General features: G+C 70.1%; 18 protein-coding genes. 11 read left to right on the plus strand and 7 right to left on the minus strand.

Annotation, left to right across the window (positions count from 1 at the left end):
- Positions 1-33 precede the first annotated feature (33 nt).
- Complete coding sequence (locus tag B1759_RS10965) at positions 34-1,932, minus strand: DUF5666 domain-containing protein (RefSeq protein WP_095515123.1); 1,899 nt, start codon at positions 1,930-1,932, stop codon at positions 34-36.
- A gap of 527 nt (positions 1,933-2,459) precedes the next feature.
- On the opposite strand from B1759_RS10965, the gene B1759_RS10970 reads away from it, so the two are divergent.
- The 4 genes from B1759_RS10970 (at position 2,460) to B1759_RS10985 (ending at position 5,736) form a co-directional block, all read left to right on the plus strand.
- Positions 2,460-2,813, plus strand: coding sequence for a hypothetical protein (locus B1759_RS10970; protein ID WP_095515124.1), 354 nt, complete (start codon positions 2,460-2,462; stop codon positions 2,811-2,813).
- Between the two features lie 4 nt (positions 2,814-2,817).
- The gene (locus B1759_RS10975; RefSeq protein WP_095515125.1) at positions 2,818-3,186 is read left to right on the plus strand and encodes a cupin domain-containing protein; all 369 of its coding nucleotides are present in this window, start codon (positions 2,818-2,820) and stop codon (positions 3,184-3,186) included.
- Between the two features lie 34 nt (positions 3,187-3,220).
- Positions 3,221-4,375 carry a DUF3095 domain-containing protein gene (locus B1759_RS10980; protein WP_095515126.1) on the plus strand — a complete coding sequence of 385 codons (1,155 nt, stop codon included), beginning with the start codon at positions 3,221-3,223 and terminating at the stop codon, positions 4,373-4,375.
- An 89-nt stretch (positions 4,376-4,464) separates the two neighbouring features.
- Complete coding sequence (locus B1759_RS10985; protein ID WP_095515127.1) at positions 4,465-5,736, plus strand: GAF domain-containing sensor histidine kinase; 1,272 nt, start codon at positions 4,465-4,467, stop codon at positions 5,734-5,736.
- A gap of 163 nt (positions 5,737-5,899) precedes the next feature.
- On the opposite strand, the gene B1759_RS10990 is transcribed toward B1759_RS10985, so the two are convergent.
- From B1759_RS10990 to B1759_RS11010, 5 genes are all read right to left on the minus strand, one after another.
- A complete protein-coding gene (locus tag B1759_RS10990; protein ID WP_143537355.1) occupies positions 5,900-6,310 on the minus strand; it encodes a hypothetical protein in 411 nt (136 codons plus the stop codon).
- Between the two features lie 217 nt (positions 6,311-6,527).
- Complete coding sequence (locus B1759_RS10995) at positions 6,528-6,722, minus strand: hypothetical protein (RefSeq protein ID WP_095515129.1); 195 nt, start codon at positions 6,720-6,722, stop codon at positions 6,528-6,530.
- A 69-nt stretch (positions 6,723-6,791) separates the two neighbouring features.
- Positions 6,792-7,307, minus strand: coding sequence for a hypothetical protein (locus tag B1759_RS11000; RefSeq protein WP_095515130.1), 516 nt, complete (start codon positions 7,305-7,307; stop codon positions 6,792-6,794).
- A 267-nt stretch (positions 7,308-7,574) separates the two neighbouring features.
- Positions 7,575-8,876 (minus strand): peptidase T, encoded by a 1,302-nt coding sequence (gene pepT / locus B1759_RS11005; RefSeq protein ID WP_095515131.1) that lies wholly within the window; start codon positions 8,874-8,876, stop codon positions 7,575-7,577.
- Between the two features lie 78 nt (positions 8,877-8,954).
- On the minus strand, positions 8,955-9,791 hold the full coding sequence (locus B1759_RS11010) for a hypothetical protein (RefSeq protein WP_095515132.1): 837 nt from the start codon (positions 9,789-9,791) through the stop codon (positions 8,955-8,957).
- 127 nt (positions 9,792-9,918) lie between these two features.
- Here B1759_RS11010 and B1759_RS11015 point away from each other — a divergent pair, with 127 nt between their 5' ends.
- From B1759_RS11015 to B1759_RS11035, 5 genes are all read left to right on the plus strand, one after another.
- Positions 9,919-10,545, plus strand: a complete 627-nt coding sequence (locus tag B1759_RS11015; protein WP_198948825.1) for a TetR/AcrR family transcriptional regulator — start codon at positions 9,919-9,921, stop codon at positions 10,543-10,545.
- A gap of 99 nt (positions 10,546-10,644) precedes the next feature.
- The gene (locus tag B1759_RS11020; RefSeq protein WP_095515133.1) at positions 10,645-12,528 is read left to right on the plus strand and encodes a long-chain fatty acid--CoA ligase; all 1,884 of its coding nucleotides are present in this window, start codon (positions 10,645-10,647) and stop codon (positions 12,526-12,528) included.
- Between the two features lie 189 nt (positions 12,529-12,717).
- Positions 12,718-14,091: an acyl-CoA dehydrogenase family protein gene (locus B1759_RS11025; RefSeq protein WP_095515134.1), complete on the plus strand. Its 1,374-nt coding sequence runs from the start codon at positions 12,718-12,720 to the stop codon at positions 14,089-14,091.
- Between the two features lie 116 nt (positions 14,092-14,207).
- Positions 14,208-16,616: a 3-hydroxyacyl-CoA dehydrogenase/enoyl-CoA hydratase family protein gene (locus tag B1759_RS11030; protein WP_095515135.1), complete on the plus strand. Its 2,409-nt coding sequence runs from the start codon at positions 14,208-14,210 to the stop codon at positions 16,614-16,616.
- Between the two features lie 88 nt (positions 16,617-16,704).
- Positions 16,705-17,898: an acetyl-CoA C-acyltransferase gene (locus tag B1759_RS11035; protein ID WP_095515136.1), complete on the plus strand. Its 1,194-nt coding sequence runs from the start codon at positions 16,705-16,707 to the stop codon at positions 17,896-17,898.
- Between the two features lie 146 nt (positions 17,899-18,044).
- Here the strand turns inward: B1759_RS11035 and B1759_RS11040 are convergent, their stop codons facing one another.
- Positions 18,045-20,249, minus strand: coding sequence for a VWD domain-containing protein (locus B1759_RS11040; protein ID WP_095515137.1), 2,205 nt, complete (start codon positions 20,247-20,249; stop codon positions 18,045-18,047).
- 268 nt (positions 20,250-20,517) lie between these two features.
- Between B1759_RS11040 and B1759_RS11045 the strand changes: the two genes are divergently transcribed.
- Positions 20,518-21,069, plus strand: a complete 552-nt coding sequence (locus tag B1759_RS11045; RefSeq protein ID WP_095515138.1) for an ECF-type sigma factor — start codon at positions 20,518-20,520, stop codon at positions 21,067-21,069.
- Positions 21,069-23,510, plus strand: coding sequence for a serine/threonine-protein kinase (locus tag B1759_RS11050; protein WP_095515139.1), 2,442 nt, complete (start codon positions 21,069-21,071; stop codon positions 23,508-23,510). The genes B1759_RS11045 and B1759_RS11050 overlap by 1 nt, the downstream gene beginning before the upstream one ends.
- The last annotated feature ends 84 nt before the right edge of the window (positions 23,511-23,594 follow it).

Consider the following 23,594-nt stretch of genomic DNA (forward strand, 5'->3'; position numbering starts at 1 on the left):
AGTCCCCGCCGCGGCGTGCCGCCGTGCGTGGCTTCAGCGTGCGACGGTCAGCGCCAGGGGCCCTCCTGCCGCGCGACCGTCGACGACCATGCGGACGAGGTAGACCCCGCTCGGGAGGCCGCTCAGGTCCAGCGTTGTCGTGTGGGAGCCCGCCGACTGCATGGCCGCGCCGAGGCGGGTGACCTCGCGGCCCAGCGTGCTGAACACCACGATCTCGACCTCCGCGGCCGTCGCGAGGTCGTACCGCAGGCGGCCGATCCCCGCCAGGGGGTTCGGGGCGACCGCCAGCGCCGTCACGGTCGCCTCGCGTCCGGTCTCGGTCGCGACGGCGGTCGCCTCCGAGAGCACGACGACGCGGGTCGCCAGCACGCCGTCGGCCCCGCTGGTCCCGTTCGCGGCGACCGTCTCGCCGGACGCGATGGCGGTCCGCGGCGCGCCCGAGGCGGACACGATGCGCGTGGCGGGCGTCACGTGCACCGTCACGCCGCCGACGCGGAAGCCAGTGGGCGTCACGCCGGTCGCCAGGCCGGTGGCGCGGGCGGTCGCGCGGACCTCGATCCGCGTGGCGAGCCACCCGAGGTCGGTCACGTCGGCCCACACCTCGACCGAGGCGCCGGGCGAGATGGCGTCGAGCGTCGTCGGCGTGCCGTCACGGCCAACGATGACCGTGGCAGCGTCGACGGCGAAGGGCACCTCGATCACGGCGAGCGAGTCGGTGCCGACGCCGGTGACGGGGCCGCGCAGCTCGACTCGCGTCGCGGAGCGGTCCTCCCGCTCGATTCGGGTCGCGCGCAGGGCCCCACCGGGCGCGATGACGGCGTGGAGCTCGACTACGTCGCCCGCTGCGAGACCCGCAGGCATCACGGTCGTCGAGTCGGTCGCGAAGGCGCGTCCGAGGAGCACCACCACGCCGTCGCCGACGGCATCGAGGACGGCGGTCACCTCGACCTCGTCGTCCAGAACGTCCTCGACCTTGATGTGCGTCGCGCGGCGGACGCCCGAGGCGACCACGTCGGCGCGGATCTCGACGAACTGGCCGACGACGAGCGAGGCGAACGGGATCGGGAGGCGAGCGTCGTCCAGCACGATCGTCGCGGCGGTCACCTCGAAGCGGAGCCCTGCGACCGTGAGCGCGTCGGCCTCCAGCGCCTCGATGGCGCCCGTCAGCTCGACCTCGTCGTCCGCGAAGTCCTCGACCTCGATTCGGGTGGCGACCAGCGACCCGTCGGCGGCGTAGGCCCCGTGGACTTCGACCAGCTGCCCGACGATGAGCGACTCGAAGGCGACCTCGGTCGCGCCGTCGTGGATGCGTGTCGCCTCGGTGACGGCGAACGTCCGGCCGAGGACGGTCAGTGAGGCCGGGCCGAGGTCCTCGATGGGGCCTTTGACCTCGGCGTCCTCATCGTCGCTGTCGTCGTCGTCCCGCTCGTCGATCTCGACGCGGTCGGCGACCACCTGCCCGGTGCTGTCGACCGTGCCGCGCACCTCGACGTGGAGGCCGACGAGCAGGTCGTCGAACGACGCCGTGCCCTCGTCGTCGCGGATCCGGGTCGCGTCGGTGACGAGGACCCACACGGCCCCGACGCGCACCGCGCTGTCGCCGCGCTCGGTGATGGGGCCTTCGAGGCGGACCTCGTCGCTGCCGTCGTCTTGGATCTCGATGCGGGTCGCCGTCAGCGTGCCCTCCGCGTCGGCGTCCCCGCGGATCTCGACGGTGAGCCCGACCGCGAGTGCGCCGACCGTCGTGTCTCCGTCGTCGTCCCGGACTTCGGTGTCCGCGGTGAGCACGAAGGTGAGGCCGTCCACCGAGACCGAGGCGTCGGACAGCGCCGTGATGGGACCGGCGGCCTCGACGTCGCCGAGGGCGAACGCCGGCGCGGCGGCGACGACGAGCAGAGCCAGGGTAGGCAGAAGGCGTAGCGAGAGCGGCATGGGAAGGAGGGCGTGGGAGAAAAGGGCGAGACGATCCCTCCCTTCCAAGACCGGTGCCACACTCGACCTCCCTCATTGGGACCCGTTTGGGCCTGTTCGTGGACCCGTGGGCGCGTCCGCCGTGCGCAGGTGCGCATCCGGTGCGCGGTCGGCCCGACAAAAAAAAGCCCCGCCGGGCCGAAGCCGGGCGGGGCAGGGGGGACGCGAGGCGTCGGCCGGGGCGCTCTCGGATCAGCTCCGGGTCTTGGACCGCTCGGGGCGGGCCGCCAGGAGGAGAAGGGCGAGGAGAGCCGCCGGCACTGCGAGCTGTAGCGCAAGAACCATGGCGTGCGGCGGCTGGTGGACAGGGACAGGTGGACATTCGTAAAGACGCGCCCGATGTTGCAGAAGTCACAACAGGTTGGGCGGATGGTCGTCCCCTCTGCCCGAACCGTCTCAGAGGGGGCGCGGCCGGTGCTCGCTTCGACGCCCGGGCGGCGTCGCGGACGTGGCGCGCGGTATCCTGGCCGTCTCCTCCCCGCACCCCGATGCCCTACTACTCCGGCAATCTCGACGGCCCGTTGCCCATCACGATTGACCTCACGCCTGAGTCCAACAGCATGGCGTTCCTGACCGTGTCGGGGTCGGTCTGGAGCGCGGCGACCAGCGTGCAGATCGGGATCGAGGTGACGTGGGAAGGGACCGCGCTAGGAGCGGCCACGATCTTCTCGAACGGCCCGAGCACGCACCGCGCGGTCGTCCCGAAGACCTTCGCCCTGGCCCTCGACAAGCCCTGGGATCCGAACGGGGATCCGCCGACGTACACCCTGACGCTGTCCCCGATGAACACGGACACGATCAGCGACCGGAACGACTCCTACCACATCGTCCTCGCCTCCTGACCCTGTGCCTCGTCACATCACGGCCCCGACCCGCATTCCCGGCCCGGGCGGCAAGACCATCGAAGAGCACGTCGGCCTCGTCAACACCGGGACCGCGAGCCTGTCGGTCGCCCACATGATCGCGCCGCCGGGATGGGAGGAGCCCGCCCAACAGCCCGCCTTCGACGAGGTGACCATCGTCCTGCGCGGGACGATGCGCGTCGAGCACGCGGGCGGCCACCTCGACGTGGGGGCGGGCGAGACCGTGCTCTGCGAGGCGGGCGAGCGGGTCCGCTACCTCAACCCGTCGGCTGACGACGAGTGCGAGTACTGGGCGGTCTGCACGCCCGCCTTCTCGCCGGACTCCGTCCACCGCGACCCCGAGGCGGGGTAGGGCACCGACGCCGGGCAGGGCGCGTTCGGGAGGCATGTCCGCCGACTTCTACGCGTCCCTCCCCACCGTCGCCCGCTTCGACCGGCTCGTCGACGACGACGCCTACACGCCGCTGCCCGGCGACTGGACGGTCGTGCTGACGGACGTGATCGGCTCCACGGAGGCCGTGAAGGCGGGGCGCTACCGGGACGTGAACTACGTCGGCGCGGCCTCCATCGCGGCCGTCCTCAACGCCGCCGACCGGGCCGACCTGCCGTTCGTGTTCGGCGGCGACGGCGCCACGCTGGTGGTCCCGCCCGGCGTGCTGGATGCCGCGCTGTCGTCGCTGGCCGCCCTGCAGGAGCACGCCCGCACCCGCCTCGGGCTGCCGCTCCGGGTGGGCGCGGTGCCGCTCGCCGAGGTCCGCGCCGCCGGGCACGAGGTGGCCGTGGCCCGGTACCAGGCCTCCGACACGTACGCGCAGGCGCTCTTCCAGGGCACGGGCCTGGCGTGGGCCGAGCACCAGGTCAAGGACCCCGCCACCGCCGACCGGTTCGCCAGCCACGCGTCCCCGACCGACGCCGATGACCCCTACGCGGGGCTGGAGTGCCGCTGGCAGGACGTGCGGAGCCCACGCGGCGAGACGGTGTCGCTGCTCGTCGAGGCCGTCGGCGAGGACCGCGACGCGACCTACCGGCAGGTGCTCGCGGCCATCGGCGAGATCTACCACGACGACGAGGCCCACCCGGTGGCCCTCGACCGGCTCCGGCTCGCGTTGTCGCCCGGCAAGTTCAGCCCCGAGGTGCGCCTCCGCCATCCCGAGCGCCGACTCCGCCAGCGGGCGACGCTCTGGGCGCTCAACGTGATCGGGCGCGTCCTCATCCGGTTCGGCATCGAGACCTCCCAGACCGACTGGGAGCGCTACCCGGTCCTCTTCCGGGCGTCGACCGACTACCGCAAGTTCGACGGCGTCCTCCGGATGGTGCTCGCGGGCGGGACTGCGGAGCGCGCAGCGCTCGAGTCTCTCCTGGAGGACCTCCACCAGGACCGGCGCCTCGCCTACGGCCTCCACGTCTCCGACCGCGCCGTGCTCACGTGTCTCGTCTACGAGCGCATGGGCCAGCAGGTCCACTTCGTCGACGGCGCGGGAGGCGGCTACACCAACGCCGCGGTCGGCTTCAAGAAGCAACTCAAGGCGCTCGGGGGCTGACGCCGTGGGGCGGCGCTCTGCTGCGGGATCCTGTCGCCTTCAGGTGACAACCGATCGGCCGATACACCGGGGACGTCTCTCTCTTCCCGATGGTCCTCACCGAGACCCGGCCGCTCGGGCGCCCCGCCGAGGCGCCCGAGGTCACCCTCACTCGCCTCCGCCGGCTGCTCGACGTAAGCGTCGCACTCAACGCGTTCGGCGACACCCGCCGCCTGCTCGACTACATCGCGCGCACGACGACCGAGGTGCTCGCCTGTGAGGCCGCCTCGATCCTCTTGTTCGACGAGGTGACGGGCGCGCTCCGCTTCGAGGCGGCCACGGGCGACGCCGGCGCCTCGCTCGTCGGCTCGGAGGTGCCGCTGGTGGGCAGCCTCGCCGGGACCACCTTCCGGGACAACCGCATCCTCCACGCGGCCGACGCCGAGGTGGACGCCCGTCGCCATCGCGAGAGTGACGAGCGGACCGGATTCGTGACGCGCTCGCTCGTCGGCGTCCCCATGCGCATCGACGGCCAGCCGGTCGGCGTGCTCCAGGCCCTCAACCCCACCCGCGACGCCTTCGACCGCGCCGACGCCGAGGCGCTGCTCATCATCGCGGCGCAGGCGGCGGTCGCCATCCGCAACGCCCGGCACGAAGAGGCGCTCCGACGCGCCAACGACCGCCTCGCGGAACTCGACCGGCTCAAGACCAACTTCCTGTCCATCGCCTCCCACGAGCTCCGGACGCCCATCACGGCGGTCCAGGGCTTCGGCCAGATCCTCGCCGAGGAGGTCCGTGGCGACCTCCACACGTTCGCCGACGCCGTCGTGTCGGCGGGGGCCCGCATGATGGATGTCGTGGAAACGATCGACGTGATGGCCGAGGCGCGGGGCGACCTGGGCATCCATCCGGGCTCGCTGATCTCGCTGGCCGCGATCCTCTCGGACGTGGCGGGGGAGGAGGCTCCCCACGCCGAGGTGACGCTCCCGCCGGGACCACTGCTCGTTGAGGGCGATGCGCGGCGGTTGCGGCTCGCCGTCCGCAACCTCGTCCGCAACGCCATGCAGTTTTCCGATCCGGGCGGACCGGTCCGCGTGCAGGCGCGCGTGCTCCACGGCGAGGTGCTGTTCGACATCGAGGACGAGGGGCGCGGCCTCTCGACCGGTGACCTGGAGCGCATCTTCGAGGCCTACGTGCAGGTCTCGGACCCCGACCACCGCGACCACGAGGGCCTGGGGGTCGGGCTGACGGTCGCGCGGGCGATCCTGATCCAGCACGGCGGGCGCCTCTGGGCGGAGAGCGACGGACCCGGCCGCGGGGCCACGTTCCACGCACGCCTCCCTCTGGCCTCGGCGGCGCCGGGAGGGGACGGCGCGCCGTAGCCATACGCTCGTGTCTCGCTTTGCCGTTCGTGGATGCTACGAGGCTGCAGAAGGGTGGGCGGCTCGTCCGCTCAGGGCACGACGACCTCCCGGACGACAGGGTGGAGGCATCATCGAGAGAGGCGGAGAACGCTGGGGGTCAGAGGCGACCTGCCATCGCGGGTCACACCGCCCGGCCGGTCAGGGTGAGGACTTTCTCGTACCACCGATCCGGTGTCATTCGATAGGGCTCCAGTAGCTCCGCCAGCCGGACACTCAGCTTCGAGGAGTACCCGCCTTTCTCCGTCCACGACGACGTTTCGGTCCACCCCATCGCCTCTGCGACCCTGACCGCCTCGGGGTACGTCAGGGCGAACGTCTCCGCCTCGTCGGGCGAGCGGAGGTTCCAGACGTATGCGAGGAGGAGACCGGGGAACTTGGCGTACTTCTGGTGGACTCCGAACCGCCTGCCCGAAGCGGCCTTCATCTGGATCGGGCAGGCCACGAACTGACCGGCTTGCTCGTCGAGGTCGGCGTAGGCGATGACGTCGACGCCGCGATCGCGGGCGGGGTAGGCGACTTCGAGCCCTGCCATCAGCAACTCGTCAGCCAGTCGATGTCGGCCGAGCAACTCAATGACTTGACTATCCATCGGGCAGAGGTCGAAGGCGGTGGAACAGGGCCCGCTCAGCCGACGAGGGCGACTGGCCAGAAGGGTTCGGGCGAGCGACGTAGGCGCCGGAGCCTGGTCGAAGCGAGAGCGCTCACGCTCCGGGGTGGCCTCCGGCGGCGGAGTATGCCGCGCGGTCGTTCTAGCGCTTCAGCGCGAACCCATGCCACAGCAGTCCGGCAGCGATCAGAGCCGGCAGACCCACTTCGGCGAGGTACAGACTCGCGCCGCCGCCCTCGTCCTGAGCGCTCAGGAACCCGAGAACAGCCATCACGGCCGCGAATCCGGCCAGGAGAAACGCGAAGCTGGGGCGACTGGCGATGGGCTTCGGGTCCATGGGTCCTAGTGGGTGTGGGCGAGCGGTGCGGTCATGGCAGTAGGACGAAGCTATGACTGGCGGTGCCGCTCAGACAGAATGCCCTCCCGGTCGGCCTGCAGGCGTGGGTTGGCTGGCCCGGGCGCGCCGGTGGGCCAGCAAGAGCAGGAGGGCCACTCCGAGGACCACGTTGAGACCGAGGCTCCACCAGGACGCCCGGCCTTCCATGCCCTCCTCCGCTGCCACTTCGCCAGTCCGCTGGCTACTCGGGTCGCGCAGGGGGGGGCGGAACGTCGCGGTGTCCGCTACGGCACGAACCCGGGCGACGGCCTCCGAGTCGGGGCTGAGGACTTCATTCGGGGCGCAGTAGCCTGACCTTGCGAGCTGGTCGTCCGTCCACCAGGCGAAGACGAGGTAGCGGACGCCGGGCTCGAATGCGGCGTCGCAGTTGTCCTCGCTGTGGGCGAGCGTGACTCGCCCGGCGTCCCAAGACCTCAGCGCGCTCTTGAACGTCTCTTCCACCTCGAAAGTGGTCGTCCGCAACCGCCAGCCGGGAACGAGCCACACGTCCGGTGGGGCGATGTCAAGGGCGGTGCCGACAAACACGAGGTCTGCGTTTTCGAAGCCTTCCTCTATCGTTGCCCCTCCACACGAGCAAGCGGCCGCTGCGGGGACCGATGCGATCAAGAGGACGAAGAGGAAAAGTGACTTCAAAGGTCAGCTACGAGACAAGATGCCGCTCAGCGGCTGGGGCAAAGGGTACGAAGAGTGGTCCGAGCCGTATAGGCGGGGACGGCCGGACGGCGCGAGAACGCGTACGCCCGCGCTCGCTTCCGCACGGTGGCCGAGGCCGACCTGCCCGACTGCTCTGCGTCATCCCGCCTCGGTCCCCCAGCGAGCCACTAGCGCGTGCGTGTAGGCGAGCGTCCGCTCCAGGTTCTGGACCGTGTTCCACTCGAAGCGGCTGTGGAAGTCGTAGCCCCCCGTGAACACGTTGGGGCAGGGGAGCCCCTTTTCGCTGAGCCGCGCCCCGTCGGTGCCGCCGCGGACCGGCTCCAGTTCCAGGTCGATGCCCATCGCCCGCCCGGCGTCGAGCGCCACCGAGATCGCACGCGGGTCGACGGCCTCGATGTAGCTCCGCATGTTGCGGTAGCTCTCCGTGACCGCCAGGTCCACGGTCGCGCCAGGAAAGCGCGTCGCCACCGTGTTGGCGAGGGCACGGACGCGAGCCCGTTTGGCCTCCATCCCCGCGTCGTCGAAGTCGCGCAGGAGGACACGAACGGTCGCGTGCTCGGCGGTCCCGGTGATCGTGTGGGGATGGAGATAGCCCTCCCGGCCGTCGGTCGTCTCGGGCGCCGGGTCCGTCAGCCCGTCCACGAAGGCTGCGGCGACGCGGGCCGCGTTGACCAGCACGTCCTTCGCATAGCCGGGGTGGACGCCGACGCCCTCGACCGTCAGCACCGCCTCGGCCGCGTTGAACGTCTCCACGTTGAGGCGGTCCGTGCCCGAGCCATCGAGCGTGTAGGCGATGTCGGCGCCGAGCCGCTCCAGGTCCAACTCGTCGGTCCCCTTGCCGATCTCCTCGTCGGGTGTGAACAGCAGCCGGAGGGTGGGGCGCGGGGCGGGGCGCTCACCCCGCGCGACGGCGTCCGCCTCGGCCGCGACGAGGTCGTGGGCGAGTTGCATGATGGCCGCCACCCCGGCCTTGTCGTCCGAACCCAGCAGGGTCGTACCATCGCTCGTGATGAGGTCGTGCCCGACGTGCGCAGCGAGCGCGGGCTGGCGGTCGGCGTCGAGGACGAGCGAGGCGTCGGCGGGGAAGGTGACCGCGGACCCGTCGTAGTTCGGGTGGATCTGCGGGCGGACGTGCTCGCCTGGCGCGTCCGGCGACGTGTCGACGTGGGCCACCAGGGCGACGACCGGCAAGGCTGCGGCCTGCTCGCTGGGCAGGGGGGAGGGGAGCGTCGCGAACACGTAGCCCCACTCGTCCATCTCGGCCTCGACGCCGAGCGCGGTCAACTCGTCCACGAGCAGGCGGCTCAGGTCCTTCTGCCGCTCCGTCGACGGGAAGGCCGAGGCGGACGGGTCAGAGGTCGTGTACACCTCGGCGTACCGGCAGAACCGCTCGGCGACGGGGGGGAGGGCGGCATCGCGCCAGGGCAGGGGGGACGTCATGGGGCGCAGGGTGGTGCGGGTCAAGCTACGTGGCGCCTCGTCCGCCACCAGCGTGTTCTGAGTCCACCTGCACGAGGCTCAGTCCCACTCGAAGACGGACGCGAAGGCCGCCTGGGAGTCGTAGATGTCCTCCCGGAGTCGGAGGATCACGGCGTACCGAGCGGGCTCGAACTCAGGCGCCGTGAATGACTCCACGAAGCACTCCTCGGCCGGCCCCTCGGGTCCCGGTCCGGGCGTCAGCGAGGTCAGCCTTGGGGATGGCGTCGTGACTCCTCGGCACACCATTCGCCAGATCCGACGGCCAGTGGCGGCGGCACGGTTTGCGGTCTCCGCCATCTCGTAGATCTCGACCTCGTACACGCCACCGAACGTCTCTACGACACTCTGGGGCCAGGAGAAGGTGACCGCGTCGCCCGAGCGCTCGACGCGGACGACGGCCTCTGGCTCGTTGACCTGGAACGTCGCGGACCGCAAGCGACGGATCGTGTTGCCCGTCGCCTGGACGTTCGCTGCCACCACGTAGGCAGACATCTGCCGCCCCGGCAAAATCCCGTCGGCCCGGGTGGTCTCCTGGCATCCGTTCGGGACGAATCCATACTCGAGCGATCGTGGGAGCGCCGTCATCTGGTCGCAGTTGAGTTGCCAGAGCGTCCTCTGCTCGGCATGGGTCTGGTTCGGCAGCCGGGCCGTCTCAACGACCACGGTCGCCCGGTAGCCGTCGAACGGCGCCTCATAGAGATCCTCCGGAACCGAGAAGCGGAGGTTGCCCGCTGGGCCGAACGCCACGCCGAGCGCGGCACCCTCCTCGACCTCGAGCGGGGGACCGTCGAGCAGTGGAGAGCCATCGAACAGGTCGCAGCCTGAGAGCGAGAGGAGGACGAGGGCGAGTGGCCAGCGGAGAACGAGACGGAGCATCGCGCATCGGAGGACGAGACAACAGCCTACCGGCAAGACGTGTCCGACGCTATCCCCCGAGCCGGGGAATCGTCTTCGGGGACGTCTCTGGACCGGGCTACCTTGCTCCTCTCGTTCTCCTGACCTCGTGGCCGCCTCCGCCTCCGTTCCTGCCCGTCGCGCCGAGACCGACGCCGACCTTCGGCGCGTCATCCTCGACCACGCCCGCCACCTCCTCGTCGCCGACGGGTACGATGCGCTCTCGATGCGCAAGATCGCGGGGTCTGTCGGGTGCAGCGCCACCAGCATCTACCTCCACTTCGACAACAAAGACGCGCTCACGCACGCGCTCATCTCCGAGGGGATGGCCCTCCTGTACGACGCCCTCCAGGCCGCCACCGAGGGGGTGTCCGCGCCCGCGGACCGACTCCTCGCCCTCTCGCAGACCTACGTTCGCTTCGGCCTCGACAACCCCGAGTACTACGAGGTCATGTTCCAACTCCACCCCGAGCGGATGGCGCGCTATCCCGCCGAGGAGTACCGCCGCGCGCGGCGCAACATCGAGCGCTTCGGCGAGACCATCGCCGACGGCCTCGCCGACGGGTCGCTGACCTCGCCGAACCCGCCCGATGTCGCCTCGGCAGTGCTGTGGACGGCCCTGCACGGCCTCGTGTCGCTGCACCTCGCCTCCCGCGTGGACGTCCGGCTCGCGGGCGACGAGTTCGTCGATGCGGCCGTCCGCCAGTCGCTCGCGCCGTTCGTCCACGCGACCTGACGGCGCGATCCTGGGGCGCGCGTGGAACCTTCGCGGCCCCTTGACAATAGGTCTCTGTCCCGCGGAAGCCCTTCCGTTCCACCGGCTCGCCCCCCACCTATGGCCCTCCAGATCCACACCGCTCCGCCCACCACCACGGGCGAGGTCGTCCTCGGCAAAACGATCCCCCAGTTGCTGGACACCGCCGTCGAGCAGTATCCCAACCCGCGCGCCTTCAACCAGCCGCAGCCGGATGGGTCCTGGGTGACGTGGTCCAACGCCGAGATGCAGGACGCCGCCGACGAGGTCGCCCTCGGGCTGCTCGCCAACGGGCTGGAGCGAGGCGACCACGTCGCCTTCTTCATGAACAGCGACATGTACTTCGTCCTGGCGGACCTGGGGACGCTGGTCGCCGGAATCGTGAACGTGCCGTTGTACACCACGTACGCGCCCGACAACCTCGTCTTCGTGGCGACCCACGGCGAGGCCAAGGCCATGTTCGTGTCGAACCCCGAGATGCTGGCCAACTTCGCCACCTGGGCGGGCGACCTGCCCGACGTGACGCTGGCGATCCTGGCCGAGGGCTCGGGCGACGGCGTCACCCTCCCCGATCACGTCCGCCTGATGACGCTCGACGAGCTTCGGCAGCAGGGACGCGCGGCACGCGACGAGGCGCCCAACCGCCCCGACGAACTCCGGGACCAGATCGAGGCGACCGACCTCGCGACGCTCATCTACACGTCCGGCACGACGGGCCAGCCGAAGGGCGTCATGCTGACGCACCAGAACATCTCCTCGAACGTGCTCGCTGGGCTCCCCACGCTGGGCGCGCTCAAGAACCAGGAGGAGTCGATCCTGACGTTCCTCCCGATGACGCACATCTTTGCGCGGACGCTCACCATCGGCCACGTCGCCTGGGGCCAGTCGCTCTACTTCACCGACCCCGACCGCCTCGTCGCCCACCTCGCCGAGGTTCAGCCGACGATGTTCTCGACGGTGCCGCGCGTGCTGGAGAAGGTCTACGACAAGGTCTCCCTCGGCGTCGCCGAGGCGAGCGGCCTCAAGCACAAGATCGGTACCTGGGCGCTGGCCCTCGCGAAGCAGTGGGACCTCGCCAAGATGGACGGCGGCGTCTCCGGCTGGCAACATGCCCTGGCCGACAAGCTGGTCTACTCCAAGCTCCGCGAGAAGCTCGGCCTGACGCGCGTCAAGACCGTCGCCACCGGCGGCGCCGCGCTCCGGGCTGACCTCGCGCAGTCGTTCACCGCCTTCGGCGTCCCCATCGTGCAGGGGTACGGGCTCACCGAGACGAGCCCGATCATCACGATGAACACGCCGACGGAGAACCGCGCCGGGACGGTCGGCCAGCCCATCGCGGGCGTCGAGGTCGCCATCGCGGAGGACGGCGAGATCCTGTCCCGCGGGCCCAACATCATGGTGGGCTACTACAAGGCGCAGGACAAGACCGACGAGGTGATCGATAGCGACGGCTGGTTCCACACCGGCGACATCGGCGAGTTCACGCCGGACGGCTTCCTCAAGATCACCGACCGCAAGAAGGCGCTCTTCAAGCTCTCGACGGGCAAGTACGTGATCCCGCAGCCCATCGAGAACGCGCTCACCGAGAGCGCGCTCATCGAGCAGGCGGTCGTGGTGGGCAACAGCCAGAAGTTCTGCACGGCGCTCATCTTCCCGAACATGGAGCAACTGCCGATCTGGGCCAGCAACCACGGCGTCACGAAGACCGGGGAGGCGCTCCTCAAGGACCCGGCCGTCCAGGCCGAGTTCGAGCGGCTCGTCGCCGAGGCGAACCAGGGCATGGACCACTGGAGCCAGGTCCAGCGCTTCCGCCTCGTCCCCGAGCTGATGACGGTCGAGAACGAACTGCTCACGCCGACCATGAAGGTCAAGCGCGGGGCCGTCAACAAGGCCTACACCGACTCCATCGACACGATGTACACGGCGTCGGTCGACACGAGCAAGCACGTCGCCGCGGTCGCGTAGCGAGCCGGTGGGCCTCGGGGCGACGCTGCTCCGGGGCCCGTCTTGGCTCTTCCGGTCCTCGCCCTTCGGGGAGGCGCGTCGGAACGGCGGCGACGGCTGAGCATCCAATCGCCCCCGAGGAGAGCGTGCGTGGCGGCGTGAACCTCGTCGGCTTAACAGTGTTAACCTCTCGACCCGACCCCGAAACGCATGGCCCTCCCCACGATCGACTCCGCCCCGAACGGCACCGCCGTCGCGCCCGACGCCCTCTCCGCGCTCGCCGAGAAGGGCGTCGACCTCGACCGCCTCGCCGCCGCCTTCGGCCAGATGGACGAAGCGACGGTCGCCGCCTCGATGAAGGGGCTGGAGCGCGCCTCCCGTCCGGTCGCGGCCGCCGAGCCGCCCGCGCCCAACGGTGACTTCTTCGACATCGACGGCCTCATCTCGGACGCCCAGCGCCAGAAGATGTCCGAACTGCGCACGTTCATGGAGACGGAGGTCGAGCCCGTCATCAACGAGGCGTGGCTCGGCGACCGGACGCCCCTGGAGGTGCTCGTGCCCGGCTTCCGCAAGCTGGACCTGCTGACCGCGATCTACGGCGAGGACCTCGAAACCCGCGAGGCCAATGGCTCGGTCATGGAGGGCCTGCTGACGATGGAGATCGCGCGCGTCGACGTGTCGACGGCGACCTTCTTTGGTGTCCACTCGGGCCTCGCGATGCAGTCGCTGCTGGTCTGTGGCAGCGACGAGCAGAAGGCCGAGTGGCTGCCGGCCATGCGCGCTTGGGACCAGATCGGCGCGTTCGGCCTGACCGAGCCCGAGGTGGGCAGCGCCATCGCGGGCGGCGTTACCACGACGGCCCGCCGCGAGGGCGACACCTGGGTCCTCAACGGTCAGAAGAAGTGGATCGGCAACGCCACCTTCGCCGACCTCGTCATCATCTGGGCGCGTGATGAGGCCGACAATCAGGTCAAGGGCTTCATCGTCCGCCCCAAGAACAACCCCGGCTACGCGGTTGAGAAGATCCGAGGCAAGATCGCCCTGCGGGCCGTCGAGAACGGGCTCATCACGCTCACCGACTGCCACGTCCCGGAGTCGGACCGCCTGCAGAAGTGCGACGGGTTCGCGGACGTCGCCGAGGTGCTCAAGCTGACGCGGGCGGGCGTCGCGTGGCAGGCTGTCGGCTGCGCGATGGGCGCCTACGAGCGGAGCCAGCGCTACGCGACCACCCGGATGCAGTTCGGCCGCCCGATCGCCCGCTTCCAGCTCATCCAGGACAAGCTGGTCCACATGCTGGGCAGCGTGACGGCCATGCAGACGATGTGCTTGCGCCTGAGCCAGCTTCAGGACGCCGGCGAGATGAATGACGCCCAGGCGTCGCTCGCCAAGGTGTTCACCGCCGCTCGGTGCCGCGAGGTCGTCGCGCTGGCCCGTGACCTCCACGGCGGCAACGGCATCCTGATCGAGAACCACGTCGCCCGCGCCTTCGCCGACACGGAGGCCATCTACTCGTACGAGGGCACCAACGAGATCAACTCCCTCATCGTCGGCCGCCACGTCACCGGCCTCGGCGCCTTTGTCTGATTCGGTTCGGGGTTCAGGGTTCGGGGCTCGTCGCCCATGGCTCTGTGCTCCGGCCCTGCGAACCCTGAACCCCGACCGCGCCAGCGACGGCGCAGCCAACCCTGACCCCTCGAAGCATGGAAACCCCGACCCTGACCTCCTCCGGCACGACGCCCGCCTGGGCGCTGAAGCCGTTCCGCACCGCCGCCGTGCTCGGCGCCGGCGTCATGGGCAGCCAGATCGCCGCCCACCTCGCCAACGCTGGCCTCCACGTCCTCCTGCTGGACGTCACCCCCGAGTCCATCGGGAAGGAGGGCCCCAAGAACAGCCTGGTGGAGGGCGCCTTCAAGGCGGCCACCAAGATGAAGCCCGACCCGTTTTTCACCGCTGAGGCCCAGAAGCGGATCACGCTCGGCAACTTCGACGACGACTTCGACAAGATCGGCGAGGCCGACTGGGTGATCGAGGTGGTCGTCGAGCGGATGGACATCAAGCAGCAGGTGATGGCGCGCATCGAGAAGGCCGCCAGCGACACGGCGGTCATCTCGACCAATACGTCGGGCCTGCCCATCGGGGAGATCGCGGAGGGCCGCTCGGACGCGTTCAAGGCGCGTTTCCTGGGCACCCACTTCTTCAACCCGCCGCGCTACCTCAAGCTGTTCGAGGTCATCCCGACGCCGGACACCGACCCGGCCGTGCTGGACCGCGTCGCGGCGTTCGCCCGCGTCCACCTCGGCAAGGGCATCGTCATCGCCAAGGACACGCCCAACTTCATCGGCAACCGCATCGGCACGTACGCCATGCTGGGCGCCGTCGAGCAGTTCGAGTCCGGCGACTACTCGATCGAGGAGATTGACGCGCTGACGGGTCAGTTGATCGGCCACGCCAAGAGCGCCACCTTCCGCACGGCCGACGTGGTCGGACTGGACACACTCCGCCACGTCACGGCCAACCTCTACGACGCCATCCCGGACGACGAGTCGCGCGACCGTTTCCTGGTCCCGGACGTGCTCCAGCGGCTGGTCGACCTGAAGTACCTCGGCGCCAAGTCGAAGGCGGGCTTCTACAAGAAGGAGGGCAAGGTCATCAAGTCGTTCGACCCGGCCACCGGCGAGTACGCCGACCCGAAGGAGGTCGGCTTTGACGCCAAGTCGTTCCGTGGCGGCTCGCTCGCCGAGACGCTCCGCAACCTGTGGGCCGACGACGGTCGCGCGGGCCAGTTCTTCCGTACGACCACGCTCGACCTGATCGGCTACACCGCCCGTCGGACGCCCGAGATCTCGGACTCGCCTGCCAACATCGACCGCGCGCTCCAGTGGGGCTTCGGCTGGGAGATGGGGCCCTATGAGATGTGGGACGTGCTCGGCATCGACACGGTCCGCGACGCACTCGCGGAGCACGACATCGCCGTCCCGGACTGGGTCGCGGACGTGCCTGCCGAGGGCTTCTACCGCGAGACCGAGGCGGGCATGCCGCAGGTCTGGATGCCCGGCACCGGCGAGGTGGCCGACGACCCGCGCCCGGCCGACGAGTGGGGCCTGACGTTCCTCAAGCAGGACGAGGCCAACACGCTGTGGCAGAACGACGACGCGGCGCTCCTCGACGTGGGCGATGGCGTGGCCGTGTTCGAGTTCCGCTCGAAGTCCAACAGCCTCGGCCAGGAGGTCATCACGGGCGTGATGGAGGCCATCGACAAGGTCGAGAACGACCGCGACCTGCGCGGCATGATCATCGGCAACGAGGGCTCCAACTTCTCCGTCGGCGCCAACCTCGGCGAGGTCGCGATGGCGGTGATGATGGGCCAGCTCGACGAGCTCGGGCCGTTCATCGAGGCGTTCCAGAAGGCCGTCTTCAAGATCCGCTACGCCACCAAGCCGGTCGTCGTGACCACGCATCAGCGCGTGCTGGGCGGCGGCTGCGAGATGACGATGGCGTGCCCGAACCCCGTGCTCGCGGCCGAGACCTACATGGGCCTCGTCGAGCTGGGCGTCGGCCTGATCCCGGCCGGCGGCGGCACCACCATGATGACCGCGCGGGCCGCCGAACTGGCGACCGACGCGAGCTTCCCGTCCGAGGTGCAGCCGTGGCTGCGTCAGCACTTCGAGCAGATCGCGATGGCGAAGGTGGCCGAGAGCGCCGGGCAGGCGCGGGCGATGAACTTCGTCGGCGAGGACGCGATCATCGTGATGAACGACGCGCGGCGCTTCCACGTCGCCAAGCAGGAGGTGCTGCGGCTCAGCGAGCAGGGCTACCTGCCGCCGGCCGTTCGCTCCAACATCATGGTGCTCGGCGCGCCGGGCCGGGCCCAGTTCGACGTCGCGCTGGAGCAGTTCGTCAAGGGCAACTACATCTCCGAGTACGACCGCTTCCTGGCCCAGCGCCTCGCCTGGGTGATGACTGGTGGCGACCTCTCGGCCCCCGCCGAGGTGCACGAGGACTACCTCCTGGAGCTCGAGCGCGAGGTCTTCCTGTCGCTCCTGGGCGAGGAGAAGACCCAGGCGCGCATCCAGAGCATCCTCACGACCAACAAGCCTCTCCGGAACTAGGACGTGGGACGTGGAGCGTGGGCAGAGATCGTTGACCGATGACTGTGCCCTGCTCCCCCTACGCACCACGAACCACGCACTACGAACCATGCAAATCAACGAAGCATATCTCGTCGCCTCCGTCCGCACGCCGGTCGGGAAGGCGAAAAAGGGCGCCCTGAAGGACGTCCGCCCCGAGCACCTCGGCGCGGCGGCCATCAACGGCGCCATGGCCCGGGTGCCCGGGTTGGAGCATGCCATGATCGACGACGTCGTCATCGGCTGCGCATACCCCGAGGGGCCGCAGGGCAACAACATGGCCCGCGCCATCGCCCAGATCGCCAAGATGCCGGACTCGGTGCCCGGCGTGACCGTCAACCGGTTCTGCTCCTCCGGCGTGCAGACCATTGCGCAGGCCTACAATTCCATCGCGATGGGCCAGGCCGACGTGATCGTGGCCGGCGGCGTCGAGTCGATGTCGTCCGTCCCGATGGGCGGCTTCTACTTCGCCCCGGACCCCGCGCTCACGGCCGACGACCCCGAGTTCTACACCTCGATGGGCATCACGGCCGAGAACGTGGCCGACAAGTACAACGTCAGCCGGGAGGATCAGGACGCGTTCGCGGTCCAGAGCCACCAGCGCGCGGCCGACGCCATCGCCAACGGCCGGTTCGACGACGAACTGGTTCCGGTCGAGGTCGAGGAGACCGTCTACGACCCGGAGACGAAGGAGGCCGTCACGCGCACGTTCACGCACGACACCGACGAGGGGCCGCGCCCGGACACGTCAGTGGAAGCGCTCGCCCGCTTGCGGCCGGTGTTCAAGAACGGCGGCAGCGTCACGGCTGGCAACGCCTCGCAGATGAACGACGGCGCCGCGGCGACCATCCTGATGTCGAAGGCGCGCGTCGACGAGTTGGAGGTTGAGCCGATGGCCAAGATGCTCGGCTTCGCCGTCGCCGGCGTCGCGCCGGAGCTCATGGGCATCGGGCCGATGGAGTCGATCCCGAAGGTGCTCAAGCAGGTCGGCATGAGCCTGGACGACATCGACCTGATCGAGCTCAACGAGGCGTTCGCGAGCCAGTCGCTGGCCATCTTGCGCGAGCTAAACATCAGCCAGGACAAGGTCAACGTCAACGGCGGCGCCATCGCGCTGGGCCACCCGCTCGGTTGCACTGGCGCCAAGCTGACGGCGACGCTCCTCCACGAGATGGGGCGCCGCGGCTCCCGCTATGGCATCGTGACGATGTGCATCGGCGGCGGCATGGGGGCCTCGGCGGTCTTCGAGAACCTCCGCCGGTAGATCCAGGCGCTCCGCCTCGGTCGCCCCACCGGAGCACCGAGGCAGCTGACCGCAACGCGAGCGGCCCCGCCCCTCCGAGGAGAGGCGGGGCCGCTGTGGGTCAGTCTGCAGGACGCGATTCGGGACGTCCGCGTCGCGTCTGGACGCTAGTTGCTGAACGGATACGTGACCGACTCCGAGTAGCTGAGCGTTCCGGTCCACGTCTCGACCACCTCGCCGCCGCGCCGGAGCGTCACCGTGTAGTCCGCGGGGCCCTGGTCGCACGCCGTGTAGTAGTTGACTCGGATGCCGTAGTCGCCCTGCGGCGCCGTCCCGGTCCAGACGATGTTCTCGACCGTCTCGGGCGTGGCCTGGCAGGACCGCCGGGCGTCGACGTCGAGGACTCCGCCCGAGGGCACGCTGGTGTTCTGGTAGGAGACTTCGTCGCCGGCGGGGTCCGTTACGTACAGGTCGAGGTCCACCGGCGTGCTCCACTGGAGCGTGACCTGAACGTCACCGGTCAGGATCACCGTCCCGTCGACCTCGATCGTCTCCGACGTACCACCGACGTTGGACCAGAGGCCGTCGCGCTGCGAGCGGAGTTGGAGAACACCCCGGCGGGTCAGGCCGAGTCGTGTCCGAGCGCCCCCGCCGCTGGTCAGCGCCGACCAGATCACGTTTCCTCCCGAACCGTAGGCCACGAAGTTGCCGTCGGACGTCACGGAGACGCTCGTGATCTGGCTGTAGCTGGAGGTCACGGACTCGAGTCCCCAGACGTACCCGTTGTCAGCCGTGTAGACGACGACGTTGCCGTCGTCCTGGAAGATCATGTAGTGCGTCCACGACTCGTTGTAGTACCGCTGGCCCCGGACGAGATCCGTGCCGGCCAGGAGCGGAAACATCGTCGCGCCGCCGCCGACCATGCCGCCCTCGACGGTCGCCCCAGCCGTCTGGACCGTCACCTCGGCAGAGACGGCGCTGGCGGTGAACGCCGCGCTCCCGGTCCCGGCGACGTCGAGCGTGCAGCCGCCGAGGAGCGCAGGCGTGGTGACCCCCGCTGCGACACACGCGGCCCGCGCGCGGTCGCGCTGGGTCGGGTTGAGGTCCGTCAGCAGGAGCGGTTCGGTGGACGTCCCGTTCTGGTTGTAGGTCGCGGTGCTGGAGCCGCCCGCGTAGCGGAAGAGCGACTCGCTGGCGGTGATGCGCCAGCTGTCACCGAACTGGCTGTACAGGGCCTCGAAGGCGAGCGGTGACGTGAGGACGCTGCCGCCGCGAACCCGCATGTCGTTGGCGCCATTGCCGTCGAGGTCGCCGATGAGGCCCGAGAAGCCCATCGACCCGCTGCCGCCGCGGGCCACGCCCACGTCGATGTGCGAGCCCGCGAACGCGCGGACGCCGACGGTGAACCCACTGGCCCACGTGATCCGGTACGACGCCGTCCCGCCACCGCTGACCTCGCAGATGGAGCCGCCACCTGGCAGCACGGTCGGCGTCCCGGACGCGACCTCGACGCGGGAGTCGCCGACGTAGACGACAGGGCCGGGCTCCAGGTAAACTCCGACCCGCGTTCCGGCGACGTTCAGCGCGACCGCCTTGTTGACGGTCACGCGCGGGTTGCTTTCCCACGGCTGCTGACGGGACTGGACCACCACCTCGCCGTCGTTGGACGCCAGGAGCAAGAACTCGCCCGCGGCCTGGAAATCGTAGACCGTGCCGTCTGGCGTCGAGATGTGGACGTCGCCCCACGAGTTCGCGCCCGGGAGCGCCGCGCAGGCGTTGGCCGGGGCCTCGGCGGTCGGCTCGGTCTCGACTACTGATCCGTTGAGGACCACCGTGGCGCTCCGGAGGTTGTTCTGGTTGGCGCAGTCGTCCATCTGCGTCACGACGATTCGGTTCCGGCCCGTCGCGAGGTAGCGGGCGAGGTCGGCCGTGCCGGTGCCGCCCAGCTTCACGTAGCTGCCCTCGTCCACGATGCCCTGCGGGTGGTCCGCGTTGAACACGGTCACGCGCGACCCGTCGTCCATCCCGTCGAACGCGATGGTGAACGTGTTGACCTGCCCGTTGGCCGGGACGTCGACGAACGTCTGGAAGTAGGTGAAGTCCACCGCCTGGAAGCAGGCGACGGTCGAGCTCTCACTGAAGCCGATGGTCTCCGGATTCGGGGCCGGACCCCAGTTCGGGTCGCTCTCCGCTGGAATGGTGGCGAGCGCGTAGAAGGCAGGGTTGCCGTGTTCGTTGCCGTGGGCGATGCTCGAAGCATCCAGGTGCCCCTGGCCGCGGTTCATCTGCCAGTCGCTGCGCGTCTGAGCGGAGGCAGGCGAGGCCGCGAGGGCGACCGCCGCGAGGAGGAGAGTAAGTAGGGAAATACGCATCGCGATGGGGAAGGGGAGCGTGTGAGCGGGAGGTCACGGGGCGATCCCGGACGAAGCCGGGGCGCACCTGACGGAGGCGGAAGACCGCCTTCGCTTCTCAATCCGTCAGCGTCGCGTACCGACTGCCACAGGGCCCAAAAAAATGTGCGCCCCCGTCCATCTCGGCGCTCCTTCGCGGGGGAGCCGACCCGTACCTGGCGAGGAGCGAGCAGGACGTGCTCCCCAGACCTGAGGCCGTTACCTTTTCTGAGCCCCATTCGCTCCCCACGTGGACGCATCTGACACTCTTGCCCTGATCAACGCCGTCCGAGGCGGTGACGACCGTGCGGCAGATGTCCTGTTCTCGAGGGTGTACGGCGACCTGCGCCGCATCGCACAGCGCCGCATCTCGTCGCAGAGGGGCCCGGTGACGCTCTCGGCCACCGGGCTCGTCCACGAGGCGTACGTCAAGATGGTCGATGGCGGCGACTGGGTCGACCGGTCTCACTTCCTGGCGGTCGCGGCGCGGGCGATGCGCGAAATCCTGATCGATCGCGCGCGGGCGCGGAGCGCGGCCAAGCGAGGCGGCGGTGCCCGCCCGGTCACGCTCGACGCCGACCTCGTCGGCGCCGAGAACGATGTCCTCGATCAGGTGCTGGCCCTCGACTTCGCGCTGGGGCGTCTCGCCGAGCGGGACGCCGATCTCGCCCAGATCGTGGAACTGCGCTTCTTCGGTGGCTTGGAGGTGGAGGAGGCCGCCCAGGTGCAGGGGGTGTCCGTGCGGACCGCAGCGCGCCGGTGGGCGCGGGCCAAGGCGCACCTCCACGCGCTTCTCGCTTGATGTCCGCCCGCTCTGCCGACACCGGTCCCGATTGGGTCGCCCTCGACGCGGCCCTCGACCAGGCTCTCGACATGAACGAGAGCGAGCGGGACGGCTTTCTCGCGTCGCTCGACCCTGCGCTACGAGCAGCCCTGGACCCACTGCTCCGTGACGCGCTGCGCGCCGACTCGTTTCTGGAGCGGGCCGAGGCCATGCTCGCCCCCCTGGTGTGCGCACCCGAGGCGGTGGTGGAAGAGGGCGTCCGCGTTGGACCCTATCGCATCGACGCCCTGATCGGGGAGGGGGGGATGGGGCGGGTGTACCGCGCCCACCGTGCCGACGGTGCCTTCGACCAGACGGTTGCCCTCAAGGTGGTTCGCCAGTCGCTCGCGCTCGCCGGGACCGACGTGGCCGCCCGGCTCCGGTGCGAGCGCGACTTCCTCGCCACCCTCGATCACCCCGGCATCGCCCGCCTCATCGACGGCGGCGAGACGAGCGACGGCGTGCCCTACCTCGTCACTGAGTTCGTCGACGGCGCACCGATCACGACCTGGGCCGACGCCCACGCGCTCGTCGTCCGCGACCGGGTCCGTCTCGTGGCCGAGGTGGCCCGGGCCGTGGACCATGCCCACCGTCGGTTCGTGGTACACCGCGACCTCAAACCGTCGAACGTGCTCGTGACGGAGCGTGACGGCGCGCCGCGGCCGGTCGTCCTCGACTTCGGCATCGCGAAGCTGCTGGCGGAGGCCGAGGAAGGGACGGGCGCGTTCCCGCTCACGCGCACCGGCATGCGGATGCTCACGCCGGCCTATGCGGCGCCCGAGTTGTTCGACTCGACGCTGGGCGTCACGGCCGCTGCCGACGTCTACGGCCTCGGTGCGCTGCTCTACGAGTTGCTGACGGGGGCGCGCCCTCACGGCGACGCGCCTGTCGTTCCCGTTACGGAGCCGACGCGTCCGTCGCAGGTGGTACGCGAAGCCAGGGCGCAGCCGACATCGAGCACGGGGGCGCTCGCCCGCTCGCTGCGGGGCGACCTGGATGTGATCTGCCTGAAGGCGCTCCACCCGGACCCGGCCCGGCGCTACCCCAGCGCAGCCGACCTCGCGGTCGACCTGGAGCGCCACCTGGACGGTCGCCCCGTCGAGGCGCGACCGGACTCTCTGTGGTACGTCGCCGGACGATTCGCGCGGCGCAACCGGGCTGCCGTCGCCGCCGGAGCGCTGGCACTTCTCTTCCTCGTGGGAGGGCTCGTGATTTCGCTGGTCTCACTCAACGCTGAGCGGGCCGCGCACGCCGAGGCCGAGGCCGAGGCGCGGCGCGCCACCGAGTCGGTCGCCCTGCTCTCCGATGTCTTCCTGGAATCCGATCCCTACCACGCCGGCCAGGACGTGACCGTCCGCGAGGTCCTCGGTACCGCCCTCGACCGTGTGCGCACCATGAGCACGCCTGAAACGCGGAGCCGAATGCTGGTCATGTTCGGCCATCTCCACAACCAGTGGGGGGAGTTCAGCCAGAGCGAGGACCTCTACCGCGAGGCCGCCCAGGCTGCCAGCGGCGGGTCGGTGGAGCAACAGGCAGAGGCGCGCTACGGCCTCGGGCGCTCGCTCGGAGCGCAGGGGCGGTACCGCGAGGCGCTCCCCCTCTTCGAACAGGTCTACGCCGACCTCGCCACCGAGTCCGACCTGGTGCCGCTGCGGTTTCGCGTCCTCCGAGACGTCGCCTGGATTCAGCGCGAACAGGGGAACGTGCAGGGCGCCATCCGAACCGCAGAGCGAGCCGTAGAGATCGGGCGAGCGCTCGACGAAGAGGAGACGTCGTTGGCCCTGTACGAGTTGGCCTCGACCCTCCTGGCTGCCGGACGCGCCGACGTGGCGCTGCCGTTCGCCCAGGAGGTCTATGATATCGACACGCGACTGTTCGGGCGCCTGCACGCCGAGTCGGCGCACGCCATCGGACTGCTCGGCGAGGTCCAGTACCGCCTCAGCCACCTCGACGAGGCGGCGAGGCTCCAGTCGGACGCCCTCGCCATCCAGCGGCGCGCGCTCGGGAGACAGCATCCCTACACGGCGCAAGCGCACGTGGCGCTCGCCCGGACCCTGCTCGCGGCAGGGGACGCCCGAGGCGGGGTCGCCCAGGCCGACTCCGCCCTGGCCCTCGCGGCGGGTATCCGCGCCGACTCGTCGTTGTGGCAGTCCGTGCTGGGCATCCGCGCGGCGGCGCTCAACCAGGCCGGGCGGTTCGTCGAGGCGGAGCAGGTGGCCCGCGAAGGACTCGGGTGGGTTCCGCAGGAGGACCCCGCCGGCACCGTGGAGTTGGACGCGCACTGGGCACTCGCCCGGCTTGGCCAGGGGAGAGCGGTGTCTCCCTCGCTCCGCGCGACGATGGAGGCGCTCGACCGGTCCGACCCGCTGCTGAGCCGCCTCCACGCGCGGCTGACCCAACTCCAGGGCGGCTCGCGCTGACTGGGCCTGCCTCGGTCGGGCTGTGAGGGCACCGAGACGGAGAGGCCGGTCGTCAGTACTGGGCCGTGAGCGGCGCCGCCACCC

The organism is Rubrivirga sp. SAORIC476 (genome assembly GCF_002283555.1).
In the GTDB taxonomy this organism is placed as follows: domain Bacteria; phylum Bacteroidota; class Rhodothermia; order Rhodothermales; family Rubricoccaceae; genus Rubrivirga.